This window comes from Paenibacillus sp. GCM10023250 (genome assembly GCF_042653205.1).
Classification (GTDB): domain Bacteria; phylum Bacillota; class Bacilli; order Paenibacillales; family Paenibacillaceae; genus Paenibacillus_Z.
This window is the reverse complement of the sequence record NZ_JBHSHY010000050.1, coordinates 14221-34479: the sequence shown is the minus strand read 5'-3', so window position 1 is coordinate 34479 and position 20259 is coordinate 14221. Positions and strand designations below refer to the sequence as shown.

Sequence of the window (20259 nt, the reverse complement as noted above, 5' to 3'; positions counted from 1 at the left end):
GGCGCAGCCGGCGGCGCGGCGGCGCGCAGCGGCGGGGCTGCCGCGGAGGCGGGGGCGGGGGCGGGCAGCCCGCCGCCGAAGGCGAGCGAGCTTAGCCGCGCGGCCGACGCCGGAACGGCGCATGGTTCAACCGCACGAAGCAGCGTGGAAGGCATGCCGCACGAGCAGCGACTGGCACGGGAACAAGCCGCCGCGCTGCGGAGCGGCGCAGCGGACGTCAGGCTTGGAGTGTTGTCCGATTCGGCGAGTTCGCCGGCTGCCGGCGGTCCCTATGCAGGCACGAATGCGAATTCGGCTCAGTCGACATCGTCTGCGTCCGGCAGCAGTTGGGTCGGACAGTTGATGAAGTGGATGGGCGTCGATCATGAGCGTTTGCTGGCAACGTCGACGATCCGTTCCACGCCGGCTAGCCCAATGTCGGCGACCTCATCGCAGGTACACCCTCTGGCAGGAGAAGCACGCCATGGCTCTGCGGATGCGGCGTCATTGGCTGCAAGAGCGGCCATCCAGGAACGGCTAACGACATCCATCGGACCGGTGCACGGGTTTTCGGTGCCACAGAGGTTCGCGCCTCTTCTGGCAGCACCACCCGCCGGAATGCCGCTTCCCGATTTAACCGGATCCGCGGCCGGGGATTCGGGCAAGCTCGGCTCGTCCGAGTCGCTGAAGAGCGCGCTGATGACCTTGGCGGCCGCCAATGACGTGTCTCCGTCAATTCGCGATGCGGCGCAGCAGCTGGTCGCGCACATTACCGGTCAGCAGCTGTTGATGACGCCGGAGACGAACGGCGCGTTGTTCTCGCACGTGACGTTGTTCGTGCCGATGAAAGGGCCGGACGGCAGTCAGACGGCTTCCGTCCATATTCAGACGCGCAGAGGCCGGAAGGGCGAGCTTGACGGCGACAATTGCAGATTGCTGTTCGATCTGCGCATGCACACGCTCGGAGACACGGTCGTGGACGTACAAGTCGTCGATAGGATCGTCAACCTCCAGCTGTGGAACGATCATCCCTCCGCGGCAGGATTGCTGGAGTCTACAAGGGGCGAGCTTGATGACGCGCTCGCAAAGGCAGGGTATGCGTTATTGACGCTTCGGGCAGAGCCGATGCCTGAACGCATCGCGGAACGGATGAACGGCCAGGACGGAACGAAGGCGACCGCCGACAGCCTGGAATGGTCTGCGAAGCCCTATAAAGGAGTGGACATGCGGGCATGAGCGGAGCGCATAAGAGACGCGGGGCGTTGACCGAATCGTACGAGCCGTCCCAAAAGGCGGTCGCGCTCAAATACGAGCCCGGCGATGACGCGGCGCCCGTCGTCGTCGCGAAAGGCAAAGGCAAGCTGGCCGAGGCTATTTTGGACAAGGCCGCGGAAAGCGGCGTACCGGTCCAGCGGGACTCCTCGCTCGTCGAGGTGTTGTCGAAGCTGGACGTCGACCAGGAAATTCCGCCCGAGCTGTACACGCTTGTGGCGGAAATCTTGTCCTTCGTGTATCGGTCCGACCAGCGGGCGGGAGGAGAAGAGCGTCAATGAGACCATATCAACGTACCGCCAAGCCTGACGGAAGAAGGGCGATCGGCCTATACGGCGAAAGGCAAGCGGCCGAATATTTGGAAGACCGCGGCTACCGCATCCTGGACCGGAATTGGCGCTGCCGCGCAGGTGAATTGGACATCGTTGCCCGTCATGAGTCGGCGATCGTCTTCGTTGAGGTGCGCACGCGCAGAGCGGGCGGACGATTCGGAACCGCGGTAGAGTCGGTGGACGGCCGAAAACGGCTGCAAGTCCGGTCGATCGCCGAAGTTTACTTGTCGATGAACAAGCTGCACGGCACGCGTCTGCGATTCGATGTCATCGCCATTACGCTTCGCCAAACCGAGACGGATTCGGAATTCAAAGTTGAAGAGCTGAGGCACGTGGAAGCTGCCTTTTAAGTGAAGCAAGTGATGCAAAAAGAGATGCCGGGGGGCATCTCTTTTTGCAGTGCGCATATAAGGCAATATACATGCGCGGCAAACGGTGAAGATTGACGAATGGCGTCAGCTCAGCTTCTTGTCATAACGTATGCAGCTTCCGGTCCAAGCTCCGGTAGCCAATCGCTTCCGCCACATGCTCCTGGTCGACGCGATCTTGGCCGTCGAGGTCGGCGATCGTCCTGGCCAGCTTGAGAATGCGGTCATGCGCGCGCAAGCTTACGCCGAGCGAATCGAACGCTTTGCGCAACAAGTCGTCCGCGGCTTTGGTCATCTCGACCGCCCTGCGCAGCGACGCGCCGGCCAATTCGCCGAGCTCGCGGCTTCCGCTCCGCCGCTCCGAGCGCCGGCGAACGGCCAGCAGCACGAGCGCACGCATTTCCGGTGTCGTCATGCCGCTCGTCAATCCCTCCGATGCTAGGGGTCTCGGCACCTCGATGTGCATGTCGATGCGATCCAGCAGCGGGCCGGATATTTTGGCCCGATAGCGGGCGATTTGAATTTCGGAGCAGACGCAGCGCTGATCGTCGGAATCATGGCCGTAATAACCGCAAGGGCACGGATTCATCGAGGCCGCCAGCAGGAAGGAAGCGGGGAAGCGGAAGACGGCGCGCGAACGGGCGATCGTCACTTCGCGATCCTCGAGCGGCTGCCGGAGCACCTCGAGCGCGGCCCGCGAAAATTCGGGCAGCTCGTCCAAAAACAACACGCCGCGATGCGCCAATGTCACTTCGCCCGGCCGGGGGATGGAACCGCCGCCGATCAAGCCTGCCGCGGATATCGTATGATGCGGGCTTCGAAATTGGCGCTCCCGCATCAGCGAAGGAATACCGCCGGGCAGCTTGCCGGCCGCGCTGTAGATCTTCGTTACTTGCAGCGCCTCCTCTTCCCGAAGCGGCGGCATTATGCCGGGGAGGCGTTTGGCGAGCATCGTTTTTCCCGTGCCGGGCGGTCCGGCCAGCAAGACGTTGTGACTGCCGGCGGCCGCAATCAATAGCGCGCGCTTCGCGTGATGCTGCCCAAGCACGTCTCCGAAGTCGCCGTGCCCGGGAGCGCTGCCGCTGAACGCGGCGTCGGTGCGAGCGTGACGTTCCGCATCGTCCGCCGGATCGTAGCGCAGCGCTTCCCACGATTGCCGGTCGGATTTAGGATCGCCGAGCTCGCGCAGATGGGAGGCGGCGAACAGCTCCATCCCTTCGATGCAGGCCGCTTCGGAGGCGTTGCCGCGAGGGAGCAGCACCTTCGAGATGCCGCGCTGCTTGGCTTGTTCGACCATGGCAAGTACGCCGGGGACCGCTCTTAATTCGCCGTTCAAGGCCAGCTCGCCCAGGACGAGGAAATCTTGAAATAATTCGCTGCGCAGCTGACCGCTTGCAGCCAGCACGCCGGCGGCGATGGCGAGATCGAATGCCGTTCCTTCTTTTCTTAAATCCGCCGGTGCCAGATTGACGGTAATACGTTCCATCGGGAACGCGAACCCGCAGTTTTTGACCGCCGCCCGCACGCGTTCGACAGACTCTCTCACCGCGGGATCCGGCAAGCCGACGACGTTAACCTGCGGCAAGCCGCTCGAGATGTCCACTTCCACGGCGATCATCCGCCCCTCGACGCCGTAGACGCTTCCGCTGCATATTTGCGTATACATGACAAAAAAACACCTCCGCGCTGAATTCGGCCGAAGGTGCTTCCTCACAGAACCGTTGCAATATCATTCTCTCCATTCATCTTAATGGAGGAGCAAAATCATTGTCAACCGCGCATCGTGCCGGGAATCGCCGGATCTGCTTGGCAGTGACGCCTGCTAATGAATTGAAAGAAGGCATGATATTTCTACGGCACAGCTTCGAATTGATTCATTATTGGAGGTTGCTTTCCGTCGTTGGATCGTGCTACAATCAGCCTATAGCGAACGTATGTTCCGTATCGATAAATTGACGATCTTTGGAAATACTAGGGACTGGATCAAGACTTCTCCAAGCCATCTGAAAATAGTCCGCTTTCATCTCGCAATGAGATGAAAATGATATCAAAAAAGCTGGTTTTTCGTCTTAAAAAATTAGGAAAGCCATATCGAATCGTGTTACAATACTTATTGGTTTTGTGTACATACGTAGGATTTAACTGCGGATAGGAGGATTTTCGTAAATGAATATCCATGAGTATCAGGGTAAACAATTGCTGAAGCAATATGGGGTCGCCGTGCCGGAAGGTAAAGTGGCGTTCTCCGTGGACGAGGCTGTAGAAGCGGCAAAATCGCTGGGCACGCCCGTAACCGTTGTGAAAGCACAAATCCATGCAGGCGGCCGCGGTAAAGCCGGCGGCGTCAAAGTCGCCAAAAGTTTGGAAGAAGTACGCGAGTACGCAAGCCAAATCCTTGGCAAAGTGCTGGTCACGCACCAAACGGGACCGGAAGGCAAAGAAGTAAAACGCCTGCTCATCGAGCAAGGCTGCGACATTAAGAAGGAATACTACATCGGTCTTGTCGTGGACCGCGTAACGGGACGTATCGTCATGATGGCTTCCGAAGAAGGCGGCACAGAGATCGAAGAAGTCGCGGCGCACACGCCGGAGAAGATTTTCAAAGAAGTCATCGATCCTGCGGTCGGCCTTCAAGTGTTCCAAGCGCGCAAGCTTGCTTACGCGATCAACATCCCGAACGAGCTTGTCAACAAAGCGGCCAAGTTCATGCTCTCGCTGTACGCGGCATTCGTGGACAAGGACTGCTCCATTGCCGAAATCAATCCGCTTGTCGTCACGGGCGACGGGAACGTCATGGCGCTCGACGCCAAGCTGAACTTCGATTCCAACGCGTTGTACCGTCATAAGGACGTCCTCGAACTGCGCGATCTGGATGAGGAAGACGAGAAGGAAATCCAAGCATCCAAATTCGACTTGAGCTACATCGCGCTCGACGGCAACATCGGTTGCATGGTCAACGGCGCTGGTCTGGCTATGGCGACGATGGATATTATCAAATATTACGGCGGCGACCCTGCCAACTTCCTGGACGTAGGCGGCGGCGCTACGAAAGAAAAAGTTACGGAAGCGTTCAAAATCATTCTCTCCGACGAGAAGGTTAAGGGCATTTTCGTCAATATCTTCGGCGGCATCATGAAGTGCGACATCATCGCGGACGGCGTTATTTCGGCGGCGAAAGAGCTCGGTCTCGACCGTCCGCTGGTCGTTCGCCTCGAAGGCACGAACGTCGAGCTCGGCAAAAAAATGTTGAACGAATCCGGACTGAACATCGTGGCTGCGGACTCCATGGCCGACGGTGCGCAGAAGATCGTCGCGCTTGTGAAGTAATCCAAATTTTGTCGCAATTTGGCGGCACACGAATTCATTTAGGGGATGTGAGTCTCGATGAGCATTTTGGTAGACAAAAATACGAAAGTCATTACCCAGGGTATTACTGGCGCCACGGGATTGTTCCACGCGAAAGGCGCCCTCGATTACGGCACGCAAATGGTCGGCGGCGTTACGCCGGGCAAAGGCGGCACGAACGTCGATATCACGCTCGAGAACGGATCGGTCGTATCCCTTCCGGTCTTTAATACGGTAGTGGAAGCCGTCGCGAAGACGGGTGCAACCGCTTCGGTTATTTACGTTCCGCCGGCTTTCGCGGCAGACTCCATCATGGAAGCCGTCGACGCGGAACTGGATCTTGTCATCTGCATTACCGAAGGCATTCCGGTCATCGACATGATCAAAGTGAAACGCTACATGGAAGGCCGCAAAACGCTTCTGATCGGACCGAACTGCCCGGGCGTCATCACGCCGGGCGAGTGCAAAATCGGGATCATGCCGGGCTACATCCACACGAAAGGCCATGTCGGCGTCGTATCCCGCAGCGGAACGCTCACGTATGAAGCGGTTCATCAGCTGACGACACGCGGCATCGGACAATCCTCCGCTGTCGGCATCGGCGGCGACCCGGTTAAAGGCTCGGAATTCATCGACATCTTGAGCATGTTCAACGATGATCCGGACACGTACGCGGTCATCATGATTGGCGAAATCGGCGGCTCCGCGGAAGAAGAAGCGGCAGAGTGGATCAAGGCGAACATGACGAAGCCTGTCGTCGGCTTCATCGGCGGCGCGACGGCGCCTCCGGGCAAACGGATGGGCCATGCGGGCGCCATCATTTCCGGCGGCAAAGGCACTGCTGCCGAAAAAATCGCGACACTGGAGAAATGCGGCATCCGCGTAGCTCCTACACCGTCGGACATGGGTTCCACGCTCGTCAGCGTACTTGAAGAGCGCGGCCTGCTCGAGAAGTGCAAAACGCACTAACATCTGCTTGAATCGCATATTCCGTTTTTGAAGGTAAGCAACCTTTCCAACCCCTTAACGGGCCGGAGAGGTTGCTTTTTTTATTGTTTTGCAAAAATCGGCTTGCATTCTGTTGGTGCCTCAAGCAAAATAGGATGCGGGTCCTTAAGGGGCTGGGACATTCCAATGAAAGAAATGAATCTTAGAGCGGAAGCGCTCATCACGCTGCACGAAACGCCGTCCGTCGGCTGGAAGTCGGTACGCAAGGCCGTGGAATGCGGCCATTGGTCGGATTACGACCGATTCAAACCGGAGGCATGGGTCAGTTCCGTCGGGCTGAAGCCGGAACAGGCGCTGGCACTAACGAATGCGTTTTCAACGGTCGATCCCGAGACGCGTCGGCGGCAAGCGAGCGAACGGGGCATTTCCTACGTTACCTATTTCGACGAAGACTATCCGGAACTTCTCCGCGAATCACCGCAGCCGCCCTGGGTGCTCTATGTCATTGGGCGCGTGGAACTGCTGAGGCGGCACGCGATTGCGATCGTCGGCACGAGAGGACCAACGTCTTACGGAAGGAAGATGGCTCATTCGCTGGCCGAACGGCTGTCGGAGAACGGCGTCACGGTCGTCAGCGGCCTTGCGCGCGGTATAGACGCGTTGGCACACGAAGGGGCGCTGAATAGCGCCGGCAGCACGATCGCCGTCCTGGGGACGCCGGTAGACCGCGTATATCCCGCCGAGAACCGCCTGCTCTACCAGCGAATCGCGAGTCAAGGGCTGATCGTCTCGGAGGTTCCGCCGAACACGCCGTTTCATCCGGGGCTCTTCCCGCAGCGCAATCGCATTATCGCTGGTTTGTCACTTGGCACCGTTGTCGTGGAAGCAGCCGAGCGTAGCGGGTCGCTCATTACGGCGGATCAAGCGCTGGACATGTCGAGAGACGTCTTCGCCGTTCCGGGACCGGTCTCGTCACCGAAGAGCGCGGGGACGAACGGATTGATCCGGCAAGGCGCGAAGCTCGTGGCATCGATTCAGGACATTCTCGAGGAATACGAAGGGCTGCCCGATTTCGGCCGTTCGGCTAATCCGGATCAGGCTGAAACCGAGGCCTCGCCGGACGTCTCACTGGACGAAAACGAGGCGCTGATCTACCGTTTGTTGCGGGAAGAAGCGCGCACGACGGACGAGCTGCACGAGCTTTCCGGCTTCCCGTTTGGACTTTTGCATTCAGTTCTGATAAATTTAACTATAAAACGGAAGATTGAACAGCATCCCGGTTCCATATATAGTGTAATGTAGCGAATAAGCGGAGAGGAGGGCACGCCATGGCGGATTCATTGGTCATCGTCGAGTCGCCGGCAAAAGCGAAAACGATCGGCAAATATCTCGGCAGCAAATTTATCGTCAAAGCGTCGATGGGTCATATCCGCGACTTGCCCAAGAGCCAAATCGGCGTCGAAGTCGAAAACGATTTTCAACCTAAATATATTACCATTCGCGGCAAAGGCAGTGTCCTGAAGGAACTGAAAGATGCCAGCAAAAAAGTGAAAAAAGTCTATCTCGCGGCGGACCCTGACCGCGAAGGCGAGGCGATCGCGTGGCATTTGGCGCATTATCTCGAGATTGACGAGAGCGACACCTGCCGTGTCGTATTTAACGAGATTACCAAGCAGGCCGTCAAGGACGCGTTCAAGACGCCGCGGCCGATCAATATGGATTTGGTGAACGCGCAGCAGGCGCGCCGGATATTGGACCGGCTCGTCGGTTACAAAATCAGCCCTTTATTATGGAAGAAAGTCAAAAAAGGGCTGTCCGCGGGCCGCGTGCAATCCGTTGCCGTGAAGCTCATCATCGACCGCGAGAACGAGATCGACGCGTTCGTACCGGAAGAATATTGGACTATCACCGCACAGTTGAAAAAAGGGAACACGGCCTTCGAAGCCAAGTTCTACGGGCTGAACGGCGAGAAATTGGAGCTTGGCAATGAAGCGCAAATGCAAACGGTGCTGGATGCGATGGGATCCGCTCCGTTTATCGTCAGCGAAGTGAAAGAAAAGGAACGCATGCGGAATCCCGCGGCTCCCTTCACGACGAGCTCGCTCCAGCAGGAAGCGGCCCGTAAGCTCGGCTTCCGTGCATCCAAGACAATGTCCGTGGCGCAGCAGCTGTACGAAGGCGTCGACTTGGGCAAGGAAGGCACCGTCGGTCTCATCACTTATATGAGAACGGATTCGACGCGCATTTCTCCCGTTGCGCAGGAAGAAGCGAAGGGCTACATCGAAGAGAAATACGGCCCGACCTACGCGCCGGAACAACCGCGCGTGTATACCAAGAAGAACAGCAACGCGCAGGATGCGCACGAAGCGGTGCGGCCGACGTCCGTGCTCCGCGATCCCGAGACGGTAAAGGAATTCCTGAGCCGCGATCAATTCCGGCTGTATAAGCTCGTCTGGGAGCGGTTCGTCGCAAGCCAAATGTCTTCGGCGGTCCTGGATACGATGACGGTCGATTTCAACGTCGGCAGCGGCGCGATCTTCCGTTCCGTCGGATCGAAGGTGAAGTTCCCGGGCTTTATGAAAATTTACGTGGAAGGCAGCGACGACGAAGGAGCGGCTGACGAAGAGAAGTTCTTGCCGCCGGTCGCTGTCGACGAATCGATCGCGGCGGATGCCGTCGAGCCGAAGCAGCACTTTACGCAGCCGCCGCCGCGTTATTCAGAAGCGCGTCTCGTACGCATGATGGAGGAAATCGGCATCGGCCGGCCGAGTACGTACGCGCCGACGCTGGAAACGATTCAGAAGCGCGGTTACGTCGCGATGGAAGAGAAGCGGTTCATTCCGACGGAGCTCGGGGAGCTCGTCATTCAAATGATGGAGGAGTTTTTCCCGGAAATATTGGATGCGGAATTTACCGCGCACATGGAAGAAGACCTCGACCATGTGGAAGACGGCAAAGTAGATTGGGTCCGCGTACTCGGCAATTTCTACGATTCGTTCGAGAAGCGGCTTGAAGTGGCTGAAGAAGAAATGAAAGAAGTCGAGCTGCAGGACGAAGTGTCCGATGAAATTTGCGAGAAATGCGGCCGGCATATGGTCTACAAGATGGGGCGTTTCGGCAAATTCCTGGCTTGCTCCGGATTCCCGGAATGCCGGAATACGAAACCGATCGTCAAAGACATCGGCGTCGCTTGCCCGAAATGCAAAGTCGGCAAGATCATCGAGCGGCGCAGCAAGAAGGGACGTTTTTTCTACGGCTGCGACCAGTATCCGGGATGCGACTACGTCTCGTGGGATAAACCGGCGAGCAAGCCATGTCCGAATTGCGGAGGGCTTATGGTTGAGAAACGAAACCGGAGCGGCGCGAAGCTTGTTTGCACCCAGTGCGAACATAACGAAGAAGTGGTGGAGGAGCCGGAATCCGCTGAATTGTAGAGGATGGCTTCGGAATTGAAAGGAAGGTAAACGCAGTGTCAGATGTGCAACGTGTTACAGTCGTCGGCGCGGGCCTCGCGGGCAGCGAAGCCGCTTGGCAGATCGCCTCGCAAGGCGTGCCGGTTACTCTGTACGAAATGAGGCCGGCTACCAAAACGCCGGCTCACCATACGAACCAATTCGCGGAATTGGTATGCAGCAACAGTCTCCGCGCGAACGGATTGACCAATGCGGTCGGCGTGTTGAAAGAAGAAATGCGCCGCATGAATTCGCTCATCCTGGATTGCGCGGACCGCAACGCCGTTCCGGCAGGCGGCGCGCTCGCCGTCGATCGTGACGGCTTCTCCGGCGACGTGACGCGGATCTTAAAGGAGCACCCGCTCATCGAAGTGCGCACAGAAGAAATGACGGAAATTCCGACCGACGGAATCGTGCTGATCGCGACCGGGCCGCTTACGGCCCCGCGTCTCTCGGCGCAAATTCAAGGATTGCTCGGCGAAGAATATTTTTATTTCTACGATGCCGCGGCGCCAATTGTCGAGAAAGATTCCATCGATATGTCGAAAGTATATTTGGCCTCGCGGTATGACAAAGGCGAAGCGGCCTATCTGAACTGCCCGATGACGGAAGAAGAGTTCGAACGGTTCTACGACGCGCTCATCACGGCGGAGACGGCCGAGCTGAAAGAATTCGAGAAGGAACAGTACTTCGAAGGCTGCATGCCGATCGAAGTCATGGCGAGCCGCGGCAAGCAGACCGTGCTGTTCGGGCCGATGAAGCCCGTCGGGTTGATCAATCCCCATACGGGCAAGCTGCCCCACGCGGTCGTTCAGCTGCGCCAGGATAATGCCGCCGGCACGCTGTACAACTTGGTCGGCTTCCAGACCCATCTCAAATGGGGCGAGCAGAAGCGCGTCCTATCTCTGATTCCGGGCCTGGAGAACGCGGAATTCGTGCGCTACGGCGTCATGCATCGGAATACGTTCATCAACTCGCCGAGGCTGCTCCGGCCGACATACCAGACGATCAAGCGCGACAATCTGTTCTTCGCCGGCCAAATGACCGGGGTAGAAGGCTACGTCGAGTCGGCGGCTTCGGGGCTTATCGCCGGGATAAACGCCGGCCGGGTCGCGAAGGGGCTGGAGCCTGTCATCTTCCCTGCCGATACGACGCTCGGCAGCATGGCGCAGTACATTACGACGGCGGATTTCAAGCACTTCCAGCCGATGAACGCCAATTTCGGACTCTTCCCGCCGCTCGAGAAGCGGATGCGCAGCAAGAAGGACAAGAATGACGCAATCGCATACCGGGCGCTCGAGCAGCTGGCCCGGTTCCAAGAGACACAGCTGGCGAATGCCGGCAAGACCGAAGAAGCGCTGCACGATTAACCGCGAAGCGAGCGGGCAAGATTACTCAACAGCGGCAGCAACGTACGTCAAGCGGCCGCTGTTTACTTTTTTTGAAGTTTTTTCAAAAATCAAGCTATTTCCACGAATAGCATTTTCTATCTTCCGAGATACATAATTCGAGCTCGGCCTATTTCGACGAAGGAGGGATTTCGATGAATATGGAGTTTCATGCTACGACGATCTGCGCGGTTCGGCACAACGGGAAAGGCGCGATCGCCGGCGACGGTCAGGTAACGTTCGGGAACAGCATGGTCATGAAGCACAGCGCGAAGAAAGTGCGCCGTCTATACCGCGGCCAAGTCATCGCGGGATTCGCGGGATCGGTCGCCGACGCGATCTCGTTGTTCGAGAAATTCGAAGGCAAGCTCGAGGAGCATCATGGGAACCTGCAGCGGGCAGCGGTGGAGCTGGCCAAGGATTGGCGTTCGGACCGCGTCCTGCGCAAGCTCGAAGCCATGATGATCGTCATGGATGCGACGGGATTGCTGCTTATTTCCGGGGGCGGAGAAATCATCGAGCCGGATGACGGCATTCTCGCGATCGGCTCCGGCGGCAGTTTCGCGCTCGCGGCAGCAAGAGCCATACGTCAGCATGCGCCGCAGCTTGAGGCGAAGGACATGGTGAAATCGGCGCTTGAGATCGCAGCTGACATCTGCGTGTTCACGAATCGGAATATTATCGTGGAAGAAATCGAATAGACCGCTAGTATAAGGAATATTTGGACGTATACAGGAGGGATTCTGGATGCCAAACGAAGCATTGACACCGAAACAGATCGTCGCCGAGCTGGATAAATATATCGTGGGCCAGAAGCAGGCGAAGCGGTCCGTCGCGGTCGCCTTGCGGAACCGCTACCGCCGGAGCCGCTTGGACGAAGCGATTCGCGACGAGATCGTGCCGAAAAACATTCTCATGATCGGGCCGACCGGCGTCGGCAAAACCGAGATCGCGAGACGGCTGGCCAAACTCGTGAATGCGCCGTTCGTCAAAGTGGAAGCGACGAAGTTCACGGAAGTCGGCTATGTCGGGCGCGACGTTGAATCGATGGTTCGCGATCTCGTGGAAACGGCGATTCGCATGGTCAAGCTGGAGAAGACGGAGAAGGTGAAGGATAAGGCGGAAGCACTCGCGAACGAACGGATCGTCGCGATGCTGGTACCGTCCTCCGTGAAGGCCAAATCGCCGAAAAACCCGCTGGAAATGCTGTTCGGCAATTCCTCCGGATCCAAAGAACAGGAAGCGGAGCCGGAAGAAAGCGCGTCGGTTCTCGAGCGCCGCAAGCAGGTCAAGGAGCAGCTGGCGAACGGCAAGCTGGAAAACGAAATTATCGAAATCGAGGTCGAAGACAATTCGCCGAGCATGCTCGATATGCTTGCGGGACAAGGCAACGAGGGCATGGGAATGGGCGCGAACATGCAGGAGCTGTTCGGTCAGCTCATGCCGAAGCGCTCCAAGAAGCGGAAGCTGCCGATCAAGGAGGCGCGTAAGGCGCTCACCCAGGAAGAAGCGAACAAGCTGATCGACATGGACGACGTCATCTCGGAGTCCGTTACTAGGGCGGAGCAGTCGGGCATTATTTTCATCGACGAGATCGATAAGATCGCGAGCTCATCCCGCGGTTCCGGCCCGGATGTTTCCCGCGAAGGCGTGCAGCGCGATATATTGCCGATCGTCGAAGGGTCGACCATTATGACGAAGTACGGCCCGGTGAAAACCGATTACGTACTGTTCATCGCGGCCGGCGCTTTCCATATGGCGAAGCCCTCCGATCTTATTCCGGAACTGCAGGGCCGATTCCCGATTCGGGTGGAATTGACGAACCTGAGCCTTGATGATTTCGTTAAGATTTTGACGGAGCCGAAGAACGCGCTGACGAAGCAGTACACGTCGCTGCTCGAAACCGAGGGCATTACGATCACGTTCTCCGACGAAGCTGTGCGGGAGCTCGCTTCGATCGCGGCTGACGTGAACAAAAACACCGAAAATATCGGCGCTCGCAGACTGCATACCATTTTGGAGAAGCTGCTCGAGGATCTGTCGTTCGAAGCGCCCGAGTTGTCGCTCGAGGAAATGACCATCACGCCGGAATACGTGCGCGAGAAGCTAGGCAATATTGCGAAAAACCGCGATCTAAGTCAATATATACTGTGAGGCAGGGATAGAAAGTAGGAGGCAAACGGCAATGATTTTATTGGCAAAGACAAGAACGCTCAACCGGCTGCTGCAGCGCGCGGCCGGTGGGGCGCTCAACTTCCGGGAGATGGCGGAGGTTCTGAGTACGACCATTCAAGCCGACGTGTTCGTCGTCAGCCGCAAAGGGAAAGTACTGGGATCCGCGGCGGCGGGGCCATATCAGCACGAACAGCTGAGAGCGCTGCCGGCCGGCGAGCTTCGCTTGTCGCCCGAGAGCAATGATCGCTTCATGAACATGCAGGAAACGGCGACGAACGTGAAGACTGACAGCGGCATCGCAGAGTCGTTCCCAATGATGGGCGCACAGGAAATCATGACCGTCGTCCCGATCGTGGGCGGACGTGATCGGCTGGGCACGCTCATCTTGCTGCGCAGTTCCGAACCGTTCGGCGACGATGAACTCATATTGGCGGAATACGGCAGCACGATCGTCGGCATGGAAATATTGCGCGAGCGCGCGGAAGAGATCGAACAAGAAGCGAGAAGCAGAACCGTCGTCGCGGTTGCGGTCGGGTCGTTGTCCTTCAGCGAGCTGGAGGCGGTCGAGCATATTTTCGACGAGCTGGACGGGAAAGAAGGACTGCTGGTCGCCTCCAAGATCGCGGACCGTGTCGGCATCACCCGGTCGGTCATCGTCAACGCGCTGCGGAAGCTGGAAAGCGCCGGCGTGATCGAAACCAGGTCTTTAGGTATGAAAGGGACCTATATCCGAATTTTGAATACGCAGCTTCTCCAGGAACTGAAGAAGAACAAAAACTAAAGTATTAAATTTTCATTACAATTTCATTCCGAAAACAGTACAAATAGCCCCCTTTTTAGTCCTATCTTCGACAAAGATAGGGCTTTTTTCTCATTGTAATAATTTAGGAAGTTGAGGAAGATTAGGATGGTAGATCTGTTCGACAAGAAGCTCTCATAAATTTAATAATTCTTTGTCGAACAAAGAAGGAATGCGAAGTATTCTGTTGAATATTAACAACACAAGCACTAGAAAGTGGGGTTTTTTGGTGAATTTGTTGAACGGCCCGGAATTCAGTCGTTTGCAGGGCGCGTTGAACGCATCAGAACTGCGCCAACGCGTCATAAACAACAATATCGCAAATGTAGATACGCCTAAATTCAAGCGTTCCGAAGTCGTGTTCGAAGAGCTGCTGGAGCAGAGCATGAGCCCGGGAACGCCTCAATTAAGCGGAAATCGCACGGATCCAAGGCATATACCGATCGGCCCATATGCAGCAGTCCCTCAGGCTCAGGTCGTGACCGATCAGACGAGCGTCATGAGAAATGACGTCAACAATGTCGATATTGATCGAGAAATGTCGCTGCTGGGCAAAAACCAATTGAATTACAACTTCTACGTACAGCAGATTAGCCACGATGTGAAAATGATGCGCATCGGGATCCAAGGGAGAAGCTGAAGATGAGATTGACTAACGGATTCGATGCCAGCGCTTCGGCGCTTACCGCCCAACGCCTCCGAATGGACGTCATTTCCTCGAATATCGCGAATGCGGAAACGACTAGAGCATCTTACGTGAACGGACGCTACGAGCCTTACAAACGCAAAATGGTCGTGCTCGAACCGGGTTCGACATCGTTCGCCGACGCCTTGAACGGCCAAATGAACGGTTCCGCATCGTCGCAGGGCGTGAAGGCAGCGAAAATCATCGAGGATACGACACCTTCCAAACTGGTCTATAATCCGACGCATCCCGACGCGGACGCGAATGGATATGTAAAGATGCCGAACGTCGACGTCCTGAAGGAAATGGTAGACATGATCTCGGCTTCGCGTTCTTATGAGGCGAACGTCACGGCGCTGAACGCCACGAAGAGCATGTTTGTCAAAGCGCTTGAAATCGGCAAATAAACAGAGAAACCGCGGAGGGATTACAGGTGATTAACCCGATGACGTTCAATCCGGTGCAGCTCCAGACCGTCAAACCGGCCGAAACGAACGGCCTTCAAACTTCTTCACCGGCTGACATCACAAAAACATTCGGAGAGTTCCTACAAAAGGCGCTTGACGGCGTCGGCGCCCAGGAACAAAACGTACATAAGATGAACGATCAATATTTGCTCGGTAACGTCGACGTGTCGCAAGTCATGGTCGCGAGCCAGCAAGCCGAGCTCAGTCTGCAGCTTACCTCACAAATCCGCGACAAAGTGATTGAAGCCTACCAGGAGATCATGCGGATGCAAATCTAATGGCCGTTTTCCCAGCATTAGAAGCTAACAGTGAGGTGGAATCGTGAACGAGAAATTTGCCCAATATCGAGCGAAAACCGCTCAGTATTGGAACGTACTAGAGAAGAGACAGAAGATTTGGTTGGGGGCGTCCGCCGCGATCCTGATTCTGACGATCATCCTGCTGACCGTGCTGTTGTCTAAGACGCACTACGAGGTTGCCTTCCGCGATCTCGACAGCACGGACGCGGCCGCGGTCATGGAGTATCTGGATGCCGGCAAGATTCCGTACAAGCTGTCCGATGCGGGACAGACGATATCGGTGCCGACGGCCGATGCCGCGAAAGTGAAAGTGGAAGCCGGTTCCCAGGGCATCGTCCGCAACGGTTCCATTGGTTTCGAATCCTTCAATGACAGCTCCTCGATGTTCGGCTCGACGGACCGCGAGTTCGACGTGAAATACCGGAGCGCCCTGAACGGGGAAATCCAGCGCCTGCTGAACGGCATGCAGGGCGTGCAAAAATCGAACGTGCTCGTGAATTTGCCGGAATCGACGCCGTTCATGACGACGGAAGAGAAGGAACAAGCGTCAGCGTCGATCATGATTACATTTCGTCCGGGGTACCGGCCGTCGCAGAAAGAAGTCGACGGCTATTATAATCTCGTGAAAACGTCGATCCCGAACATCAAGCCGGAAAACATTACGATCTCCAGTCCCGAGGGCGAGCTGCTCGCTTCCAGTGAAGCCGGGGGCGCGGGCGCCGGCGGCGATCTGCTGGAGACGCATTATCAAATTCAGCGCAAATATGAAAACGACTTGAAACAAAAGATTCAATCGTTCCTGGCGCCGATGGTCGGCATGGACAATCTGGTCGTGAACGTGTCCAGCTCCATCAACTTCGACAAGAAGAAATCGGACCAGCAGCTCGTGTCGCCGCTCGAGAACAACAATAACAACGGCATCGTCCTGAGCGAATCGACTTCGTCCAAATCCGCGACGGGCGGAAGCTCGGCAGGCGGCGTCGCCAGCACCGGCGCGACCGACGTGCCTAACTATGCGGCGGATACCGCCGCAGGCGGAAGCTCGGAGGAGAACAGCCGGACAACGAATTACGATTACAACAAGAGCAACATTCAAATCGAGTCCGGGCCGTATGTCATTAAAGATCTCTCTATTAGTATCGGCGTAGAAAAAACAAAGTTAAGTGCCGAAGCGAAAACGGAAATGACGAACGTATTGACGTCGCTTGTTCGGTCCCAGCTGATCGAATCGGGACAGGATGTCAATAATGACGCGCTGATCGAGAAAAAGGTTTCAGTCATGGCGCAAAGTTTTGTCGACAACGGCGGGGCTACATCGTCCTCCGGACTATCGACGGGCTGGCTGGTCGGCATCGGCCTCGCGGCGCTCGCGCTGATCGGCGGTCTCGGCTACGTCGCGGTCCGCCGCAGAAAACAAGCGGCGTTCGTCGAGGAGCTGGACGCGGCGCCGGGCAAAGTGGAGTACCCGACGATCGATCTCGAGACCGTCCAGAACGAAAGTCAAGTTCGTAAGCAGCTCGAAACGCTCGCCAAGCGCAAACCGGAAGAGTTCGTCAATTTGCTCCGGACTTGGCTTGTTGAAGAATAGAGGTGGCCGGAATGGCGAAATTACAAGGTTTCAGCGGTCGGCAGAAAGCAGCCATTTTGCTAATTTCTCTAGGTCCTGAAGTATCGGCGCAAATCTTCAAGCACCTGCGCGACGAGGAGATCGAGCAGCTGACGCTCGAAATCGCGAACGTGCGTAAGGTCGACACGCTCGATAAAGAAACGATATTGAACGAATTCCATCAAATCTGCGTCGCGCAGGAATACATTTCGCAAGGCGGCATTACCTATGCCCGCGAGATTCTGGAGAAGGCGCTCGGCGAGCAGAAAGCGATGGAAGTGATCGGGCGTCTGACGGCGACGCTCCAGGTTCGCCCGTTCGATTTTGCGCGCAAAGCGGACGCCGGCCAAATCTTGAACTTCATCCAAAACGAAAACTCGCAGACGATCGCCCTGGTGCTCTCGTATTTGCAGGCGGAACAGTCCTCGCAAATCTTGTCGTCCCTGCCGCAGGAGAAACAGGCGGAGGTCGCAAGACGCATCGCCTTGATGGACAGCACGTCGCCGGAAGTCATTTCGTACGTCGAACGCGTGCTGGAACAGAAGCTGTCCGCGACCGTTACGCAAGATTACACCAGCGCGGGCGGCATTGAATCCATCGTTCAAATCTTGAACGGCGTCGACCGCGGTACGGAACGGACGATTCTGGACGCGCTCGAAATCCAAGACCCCGAATTGGCGGAAGAGATCAAGAAGCGCATGTTCGTCTTCGAGGATATCGTCAACATCGACAACCGTTCCATCCAGCGCATCATCCGCGACATCGAGAACGCCGACCTGCAGCTTGCGCTCAAAGTCGCCAGCGAAGAAGTGCGCGAAGCAATATTCCGGAACATGTCCAAGCGCATGTCGGAAACGTTCAAAGAGGAAATGGAGTATATGGGTCCCGTCCGGCTGCGCGACGTCGAAGAAGCGCAAACGCGCATCGTAGCGACGATCCGCAGACTGGAAGAGTCCGGCGAAATCATCATCGCGCGCGGCGGAGGGGATGACATCATTGTCTAAGTTGTATAAATCGTCGAACGTCATCTCGGTCGAAGATTTAAAACGGCTTGAATGGTCTAACCGTTACGTCAAACCGGCGGAACCGGAAGCGCCTGCCGGACCGAGCGCCGAAACGATTACGCTGCGCGACCAAATTCTCGGCGATGCCGAGGCATTCGCCAACCAGCGTCTGCGAGAGACCGGCGAACAAATCGAGGCGATGTTCGCGGAGGCCAACGAGCAAATCGACCAATGGTGGCTGGAGAAGCGCCTCCAGGACGAGGAGACGATGGAACGCATCCGCAGCGAAGGCTACGCGCTCGGATTCGAAGATGGCAAGGCCCGGGCTGAAGCCGAAGTGCGCGCTCAATGGGAAGCGATGCTGACGGAAGCCAAAGCGATCTTGGACTCGTCCTACGAAACGAAGGAACAGATCATTCAGGAAGCCGAACCGTTCGTCGTCTCGCTCAGCGCGGCGATCGCGGAGAAAATCATTCAAAAGCAGCTGACCGTCGAGCCGGCCTGGTTGCTTGATATGATCCGCAAAGCGCTGGAACGGCGCCGCGAGCAAGGGGTCATCACCCTGTGCGTCGCGCCGCAGCAATTGGCCTACGTGCAGGCCGCGCGCGAAGAATTGTCGCTCGTCATCGATTCCCAAGCCGAGCTGCAAATCGTCCCGGACGTGTCCGTCAAGTCGTTCGGCTGCGTCATTCGTTCCTCTTTCGGAAGCATCGACGCCCGCATCGACACGCAGCTGTCTGAAATCAAACGCGAGCTGATTCAGCTTGCCCTGCAGGCGGAAGAGCGAGGCGGCTACAATGAAAGCTAACCGGTTGGACGCCGAACGCTACATCGAGTACTTGCGGCCGATCGACCCCGTTCGCGTGAACGGGAAGGTGACGCAGGTCATCGGACTGACCGTCGAATCGGAAGGTCCCGATGCCAGCATCGGCGACGTATGCCTGATCTATCCCGCGAAGTCGCCGAAGCCGCTCAAGGCGGAGGTCGTCGGGTTCCGCGACAATAAAGTCATTCTGATGCCGCTCGGCGAACTGCATTCGATCGGTCCGGGCTGTGACGTCGTCGGCACCGGCAAGCCGCTCAGCGTGCAAGTCGGCTCCGAATTGCTCGGCAAAGTGCTGGACGGATTGGGACAGCCGCTTGACGGTTCCCATATCCCGAGCCGAATGCCGCATCACTCGACGCACAATCAGCCGAGCAATCCGCTGATGCGCCCGAGGGTGAAAGAACCGCTCAGCATCGGCGTTCGCGCCATCGACGGCCTGCTGACCGTCGGACGCGGCCAGCGCGTCGGCATCTTCGCCGGTTCCGGTGTCGGCAAGAGCACGCTGCTCGGGATGGTCGCCCGGAATACGTCCGCTGACGTCAACGTCATCGCGTTGATCGGCGAACGCGGCCGCGAGGTGCTTGAGTTTATCGAGAAAGACCTGGGTCCGGAAGGGCTTGCGCGCTCCGTCGTCATCGTCGCCACATCCGATCAGCCAGCGCTCATACGGATCAAAGGCGCGCTGATCGCGACGACGATCGCGGAATATTTCCGGGACCGGGGCATGAACGTCATGCTGATGATGGATTCCGTCACCCGTTATGCGATGGCGCTGCGCGAAGTCGGGCTGGCCATCGGCGAGCCGCCGGCGACCCGCGGCTACACCCCTTCCGTATTCGCCGCGCTGCCGAAGCTGCTGGAGCGGGCCGGAACGGGGCAGAAGGGGACGATTACCGCCTTCTACACGGTGCTCGTCGACGGCGACGATATGAACGAGCCGATCGCGGATGCGGTCCGCGGCATCTTGGACGGCCATATCGTGCTGAGCCGGGCGCTGGCGAACAAGGGCCATTTTCCGGCAATCGACATTCTGGCTTCCATCAGCCGGGTCATGAAAGAAATCGTGCCCGAAGCGCAGCAGGATGCCGCCAACGAATTGAAGCGGCTGCTCGCCATTTATAGAGATTCGGAAGACCTCATCAATATCGGGGCGTACCAGAGGGGTTCGAACGAAAAAATTGATCAGGCTATCGATGCCAACGATCTCATCCGGGCTTACGCCACGCAGAAAACGAACGAGAAGATCGATTACGCCGCGTCCCGGGACCGGCTGATCGACGAATTTTACACCAATCACGGGAGTTGACTCTGATT

The 20259-nt window shown here is 57.2% G+C and carries 18 protein-coding genes and 1 pseudogene; 18 read left to right on the top strand and 1 reads right to left on the bottom strand.

The window, feature by feature from the left end; genetic code table 11:
* From ACFPB1_RS24330 to ACFPB1_RS24320, 3 genes and pseudogenes are all read left to right on the top strand, one after another.
* Window positions 1-1215, top strand: a pseudogene (locus ACFPB1_RS24330) (hypothetical protein); the annotation flags it as partial.
* Complete coding sequence (locus ACFPB1_RS24325; RefSeq protein WP_379228763.1) at window positions 1212-1532, top strand: EscU/YscU/HrcU family type III secretion system export apparatus switch protein; 321 nt, start codon at window positions 1212-1214, stop codon at window positions 1530-1532. The pseudogene ACFPB1_RS24330 and the gene ACFPB1_RS24325, both read left to right, overlap by 4 nt.
* Window positions 1529-1933: a YraN family protein gene (locus ACFPB1_RS24320; protein ID WP_379228761.1), complete on the top strand. Its 405-nt coding sequence runs from the start codon at window positions 1529-1531 to the stop codon at window positions 1931-1933. The genes ACFPB1_RS24325 and ACFPB1_RS24320 overlap by 4 nt, the downstream gene beginning before the upstream one ends.
* A 121-nt stretch (window positions 1934-2054) precedes the next feature.
* On the opposite strand, the gene ACFPB1_RS24315 is transcribed toward ACFPB1_RS24320, so the two are convergent.
* Window positions 2055-3617, bottom strand: a complete 1563-nt coding sequence (locus ACFPB1_RS24315) for a YifB family Mg chelatase-like AAA ATPase (protein WP_379228760.1) — start codon at window positions 3615-3617, stop codon at window positions 2055-2057.
* A gap of 500 nt (window positions 3618-4117) precedes the next feature.
* Here ACFPB1_RS24315 and sucC point away from each other — a divergent pair, with 500 nt between their 5' ends.
* The 15 genes from sucC (at window position 4118) to fliI (ending at window position 20251) form a co-directional block, all read left to right on the top strand.
* On the top strand, window positions 4118-5278 hold the full coding sequence (gene sucC / locus ACFPB1_RS24310; RefSeq protein WP_379228759.1) for an ADP-forming succinate--CoA ligase subunit beta: 1161 nt from the start codon (window positions 4118-4120) through the stop codon (window positions 5276-5278).
* A 57-nt stretch (window positions 5279-5335) separates the two neighbouring features.
* A complete protein-coding gene (gene sucD / locus ACFPB1_RS24305; RefSeq protein ID WP_379228758.1) occupies window positions 5336-6265 on the top strand; it encodes a succinate--CoA ligase subunit alpha in 930 nt (309 codons plus the stop codon).
* Window positions 6266-6292: 27 nt separating this feature from the next.
* Window positions 6293-7546 (top strand): DNA-processing protein DprA, encoded by a 1254-nt coding sequence (dprA, locus tag ACFPB1_RS24300; RefSeq protein ID WP_379228756.1) that lies wholly within the window; start codon window positions 6293-6295, stop codon window positions 7544-7546.
* Between the two features lie 26 nt (window positions 7547-7572).
* Window positions 7573-9678: a type I DNA topoisomerase gene (gene topA, locus ACFPB1_RS24295; RefSeq protein ID WP_379228755.1), complete on the top strand. Its 2106-nt coding sequence runs from the start codon at window positions 7573-7575 to the stop codon at window positions 9676-9678.
* Window positions 9679-9713: 35 nt separating this feature from the next.
* Window positions 9714-11066, top strand: a complete 1353-nt coding sequence (gene trmFO / locus ACFPB1_RS24290; protein ID WP_379228753.1) for an FADH(2)-oxidizing methylenetetrahydrofolate--tRNA-(uracil(54)-C(5))-methyltransferase TrmFO — start codon at window positions 9714-9716, stop codon at window positions 11064-11066.
* A gap of 173 nt (window positions 11067-11239) precedes the next feature.
* On the top strand, window positions 11240-11785 hold the full coding sequence (gene hslV, locus ACFPB1_RS24285) for an ATP-dependent protease subunit HslV (RefSeq protein WP_379228751.1): 546 nt from the start codon (window positions 11240-11242) through the stop codon (window positions 11783-11785).
* Between the two features lie 46 nt (window positions 11786-11831).
* Window positions 11832-13238 carry an ATP-dependent protease ATPase subunit HslU gene (gene hslU / locus ACFPB1_RS24280; RefSeq protein WP_379228750.1) on the top strand — a complete coding sequence of 469 codons (1407 nt, stop codon included), beginning with the start codon at window positions 11832-11834 and terminating at the stop codon, window positions 13236-13238.
* A 31-nt stretch (window positions 13239-13269) separates the two neighbouring features.
* Complete coding sequence (gene codY, locus ACFPB1_RS24275) at window positions 13270-14040, top strand: GTP-sensing pleiotropic transcriptional regulator CodY (RefSeq protein ID WP_379228749.1); 771 nt, start codon at window positions 13270-13272, stop codon at window positions 14038-14040.
* Window positions 14041-14287: 247 nt separating this feature from the next.
* Window positions 14288-14698 carry a flagellar basal body rod protein FlgB gene (flgB, locus tag ACFPB1_RS24270; protein WP_379228748.1) on the top strand — a complete coding sequence of 137 codons (411 nt, stop codon included), beginning with the start codon at window positions 14288-14290 and terminating at the stop codon, window positions 14696-14698.
* Between the two features lie 2 nt (window positions 14699-14700).
* A complete protein-coding gene (flgC, locus tag ACFPB1_RS24265; RefSeq protein WP_379228747.1) occupies window positions 14701-15150 on the top strand; it encodes a flagellar basal body rod protein FlgC in 450 nt (149 codons plus the stop codon).
* Window positions 15151-15176: 26 nt separating this feature from the next.
* On the top strand, window positions 15177-15488 hold the full coding sequence (gene fliE / locus ACFPB1_RS24260; RefSeq protein WP_379228746.1) for a flagellar hook-basal body complex protein FliE: 312 nt from the start codon (window positions 15177-15179) through the stop codon (window positions 15486-15488).
* Between the two features lie 43 nt (window positions 15489-15531).
* Complete coding sequence (fliF, locus tag ACFPB1_RS24255) at window positions 15532-17097, top strand: flagellar basal-body MS-ring/collar protein FliF (RefSeq protein ID WP_379228745.1); 1566 nt, start codon at window positions 15532-15534, stop codon at window positions 17095-17097.
* Between the two features lie 11 nt (window positions 17098-17108).
* Entirely contained in the window at window positions 17109-18119 is a 1011-nt protein-coding gene (fliG, locus tag ACFPB1_RS24250; protein ID WP_379228744.1) for a flagellar motor switch protein FliG, read from the top strand.
* Window positions 18112-18927 (top strand): FliH/SctL family protein, encoded by an 816-nt coding sequence (locus ACFPB1_RS24245; RefSeq protein ID WP_379228743.1) that lies wholly within the window; start codon window positions 18112-18114, stop codon window positions 18925-18927. The genes fliG and ACFPB1_RS24245 overlap by 8 nt, the downstream gene beginning before the upstream one ends.
* On the top strand, window positions 18917-20251 hold the full coding sequence (fliI, locus tag ACFPB1_RS24240; protein ID WP_379228742.1) for a flagellar protein export ATPase FliI: 1335 nt from the start codon (window positions 18917-18919) through the stop codon (window positions 20249-20251). Before ACFPB1_RS24245 ends, fliI begins: the two co-directional genes overlap by 11 nt.
* The last annotated feature ends 8 nt before the right edge of the window (window positions 20252-20259 follow it).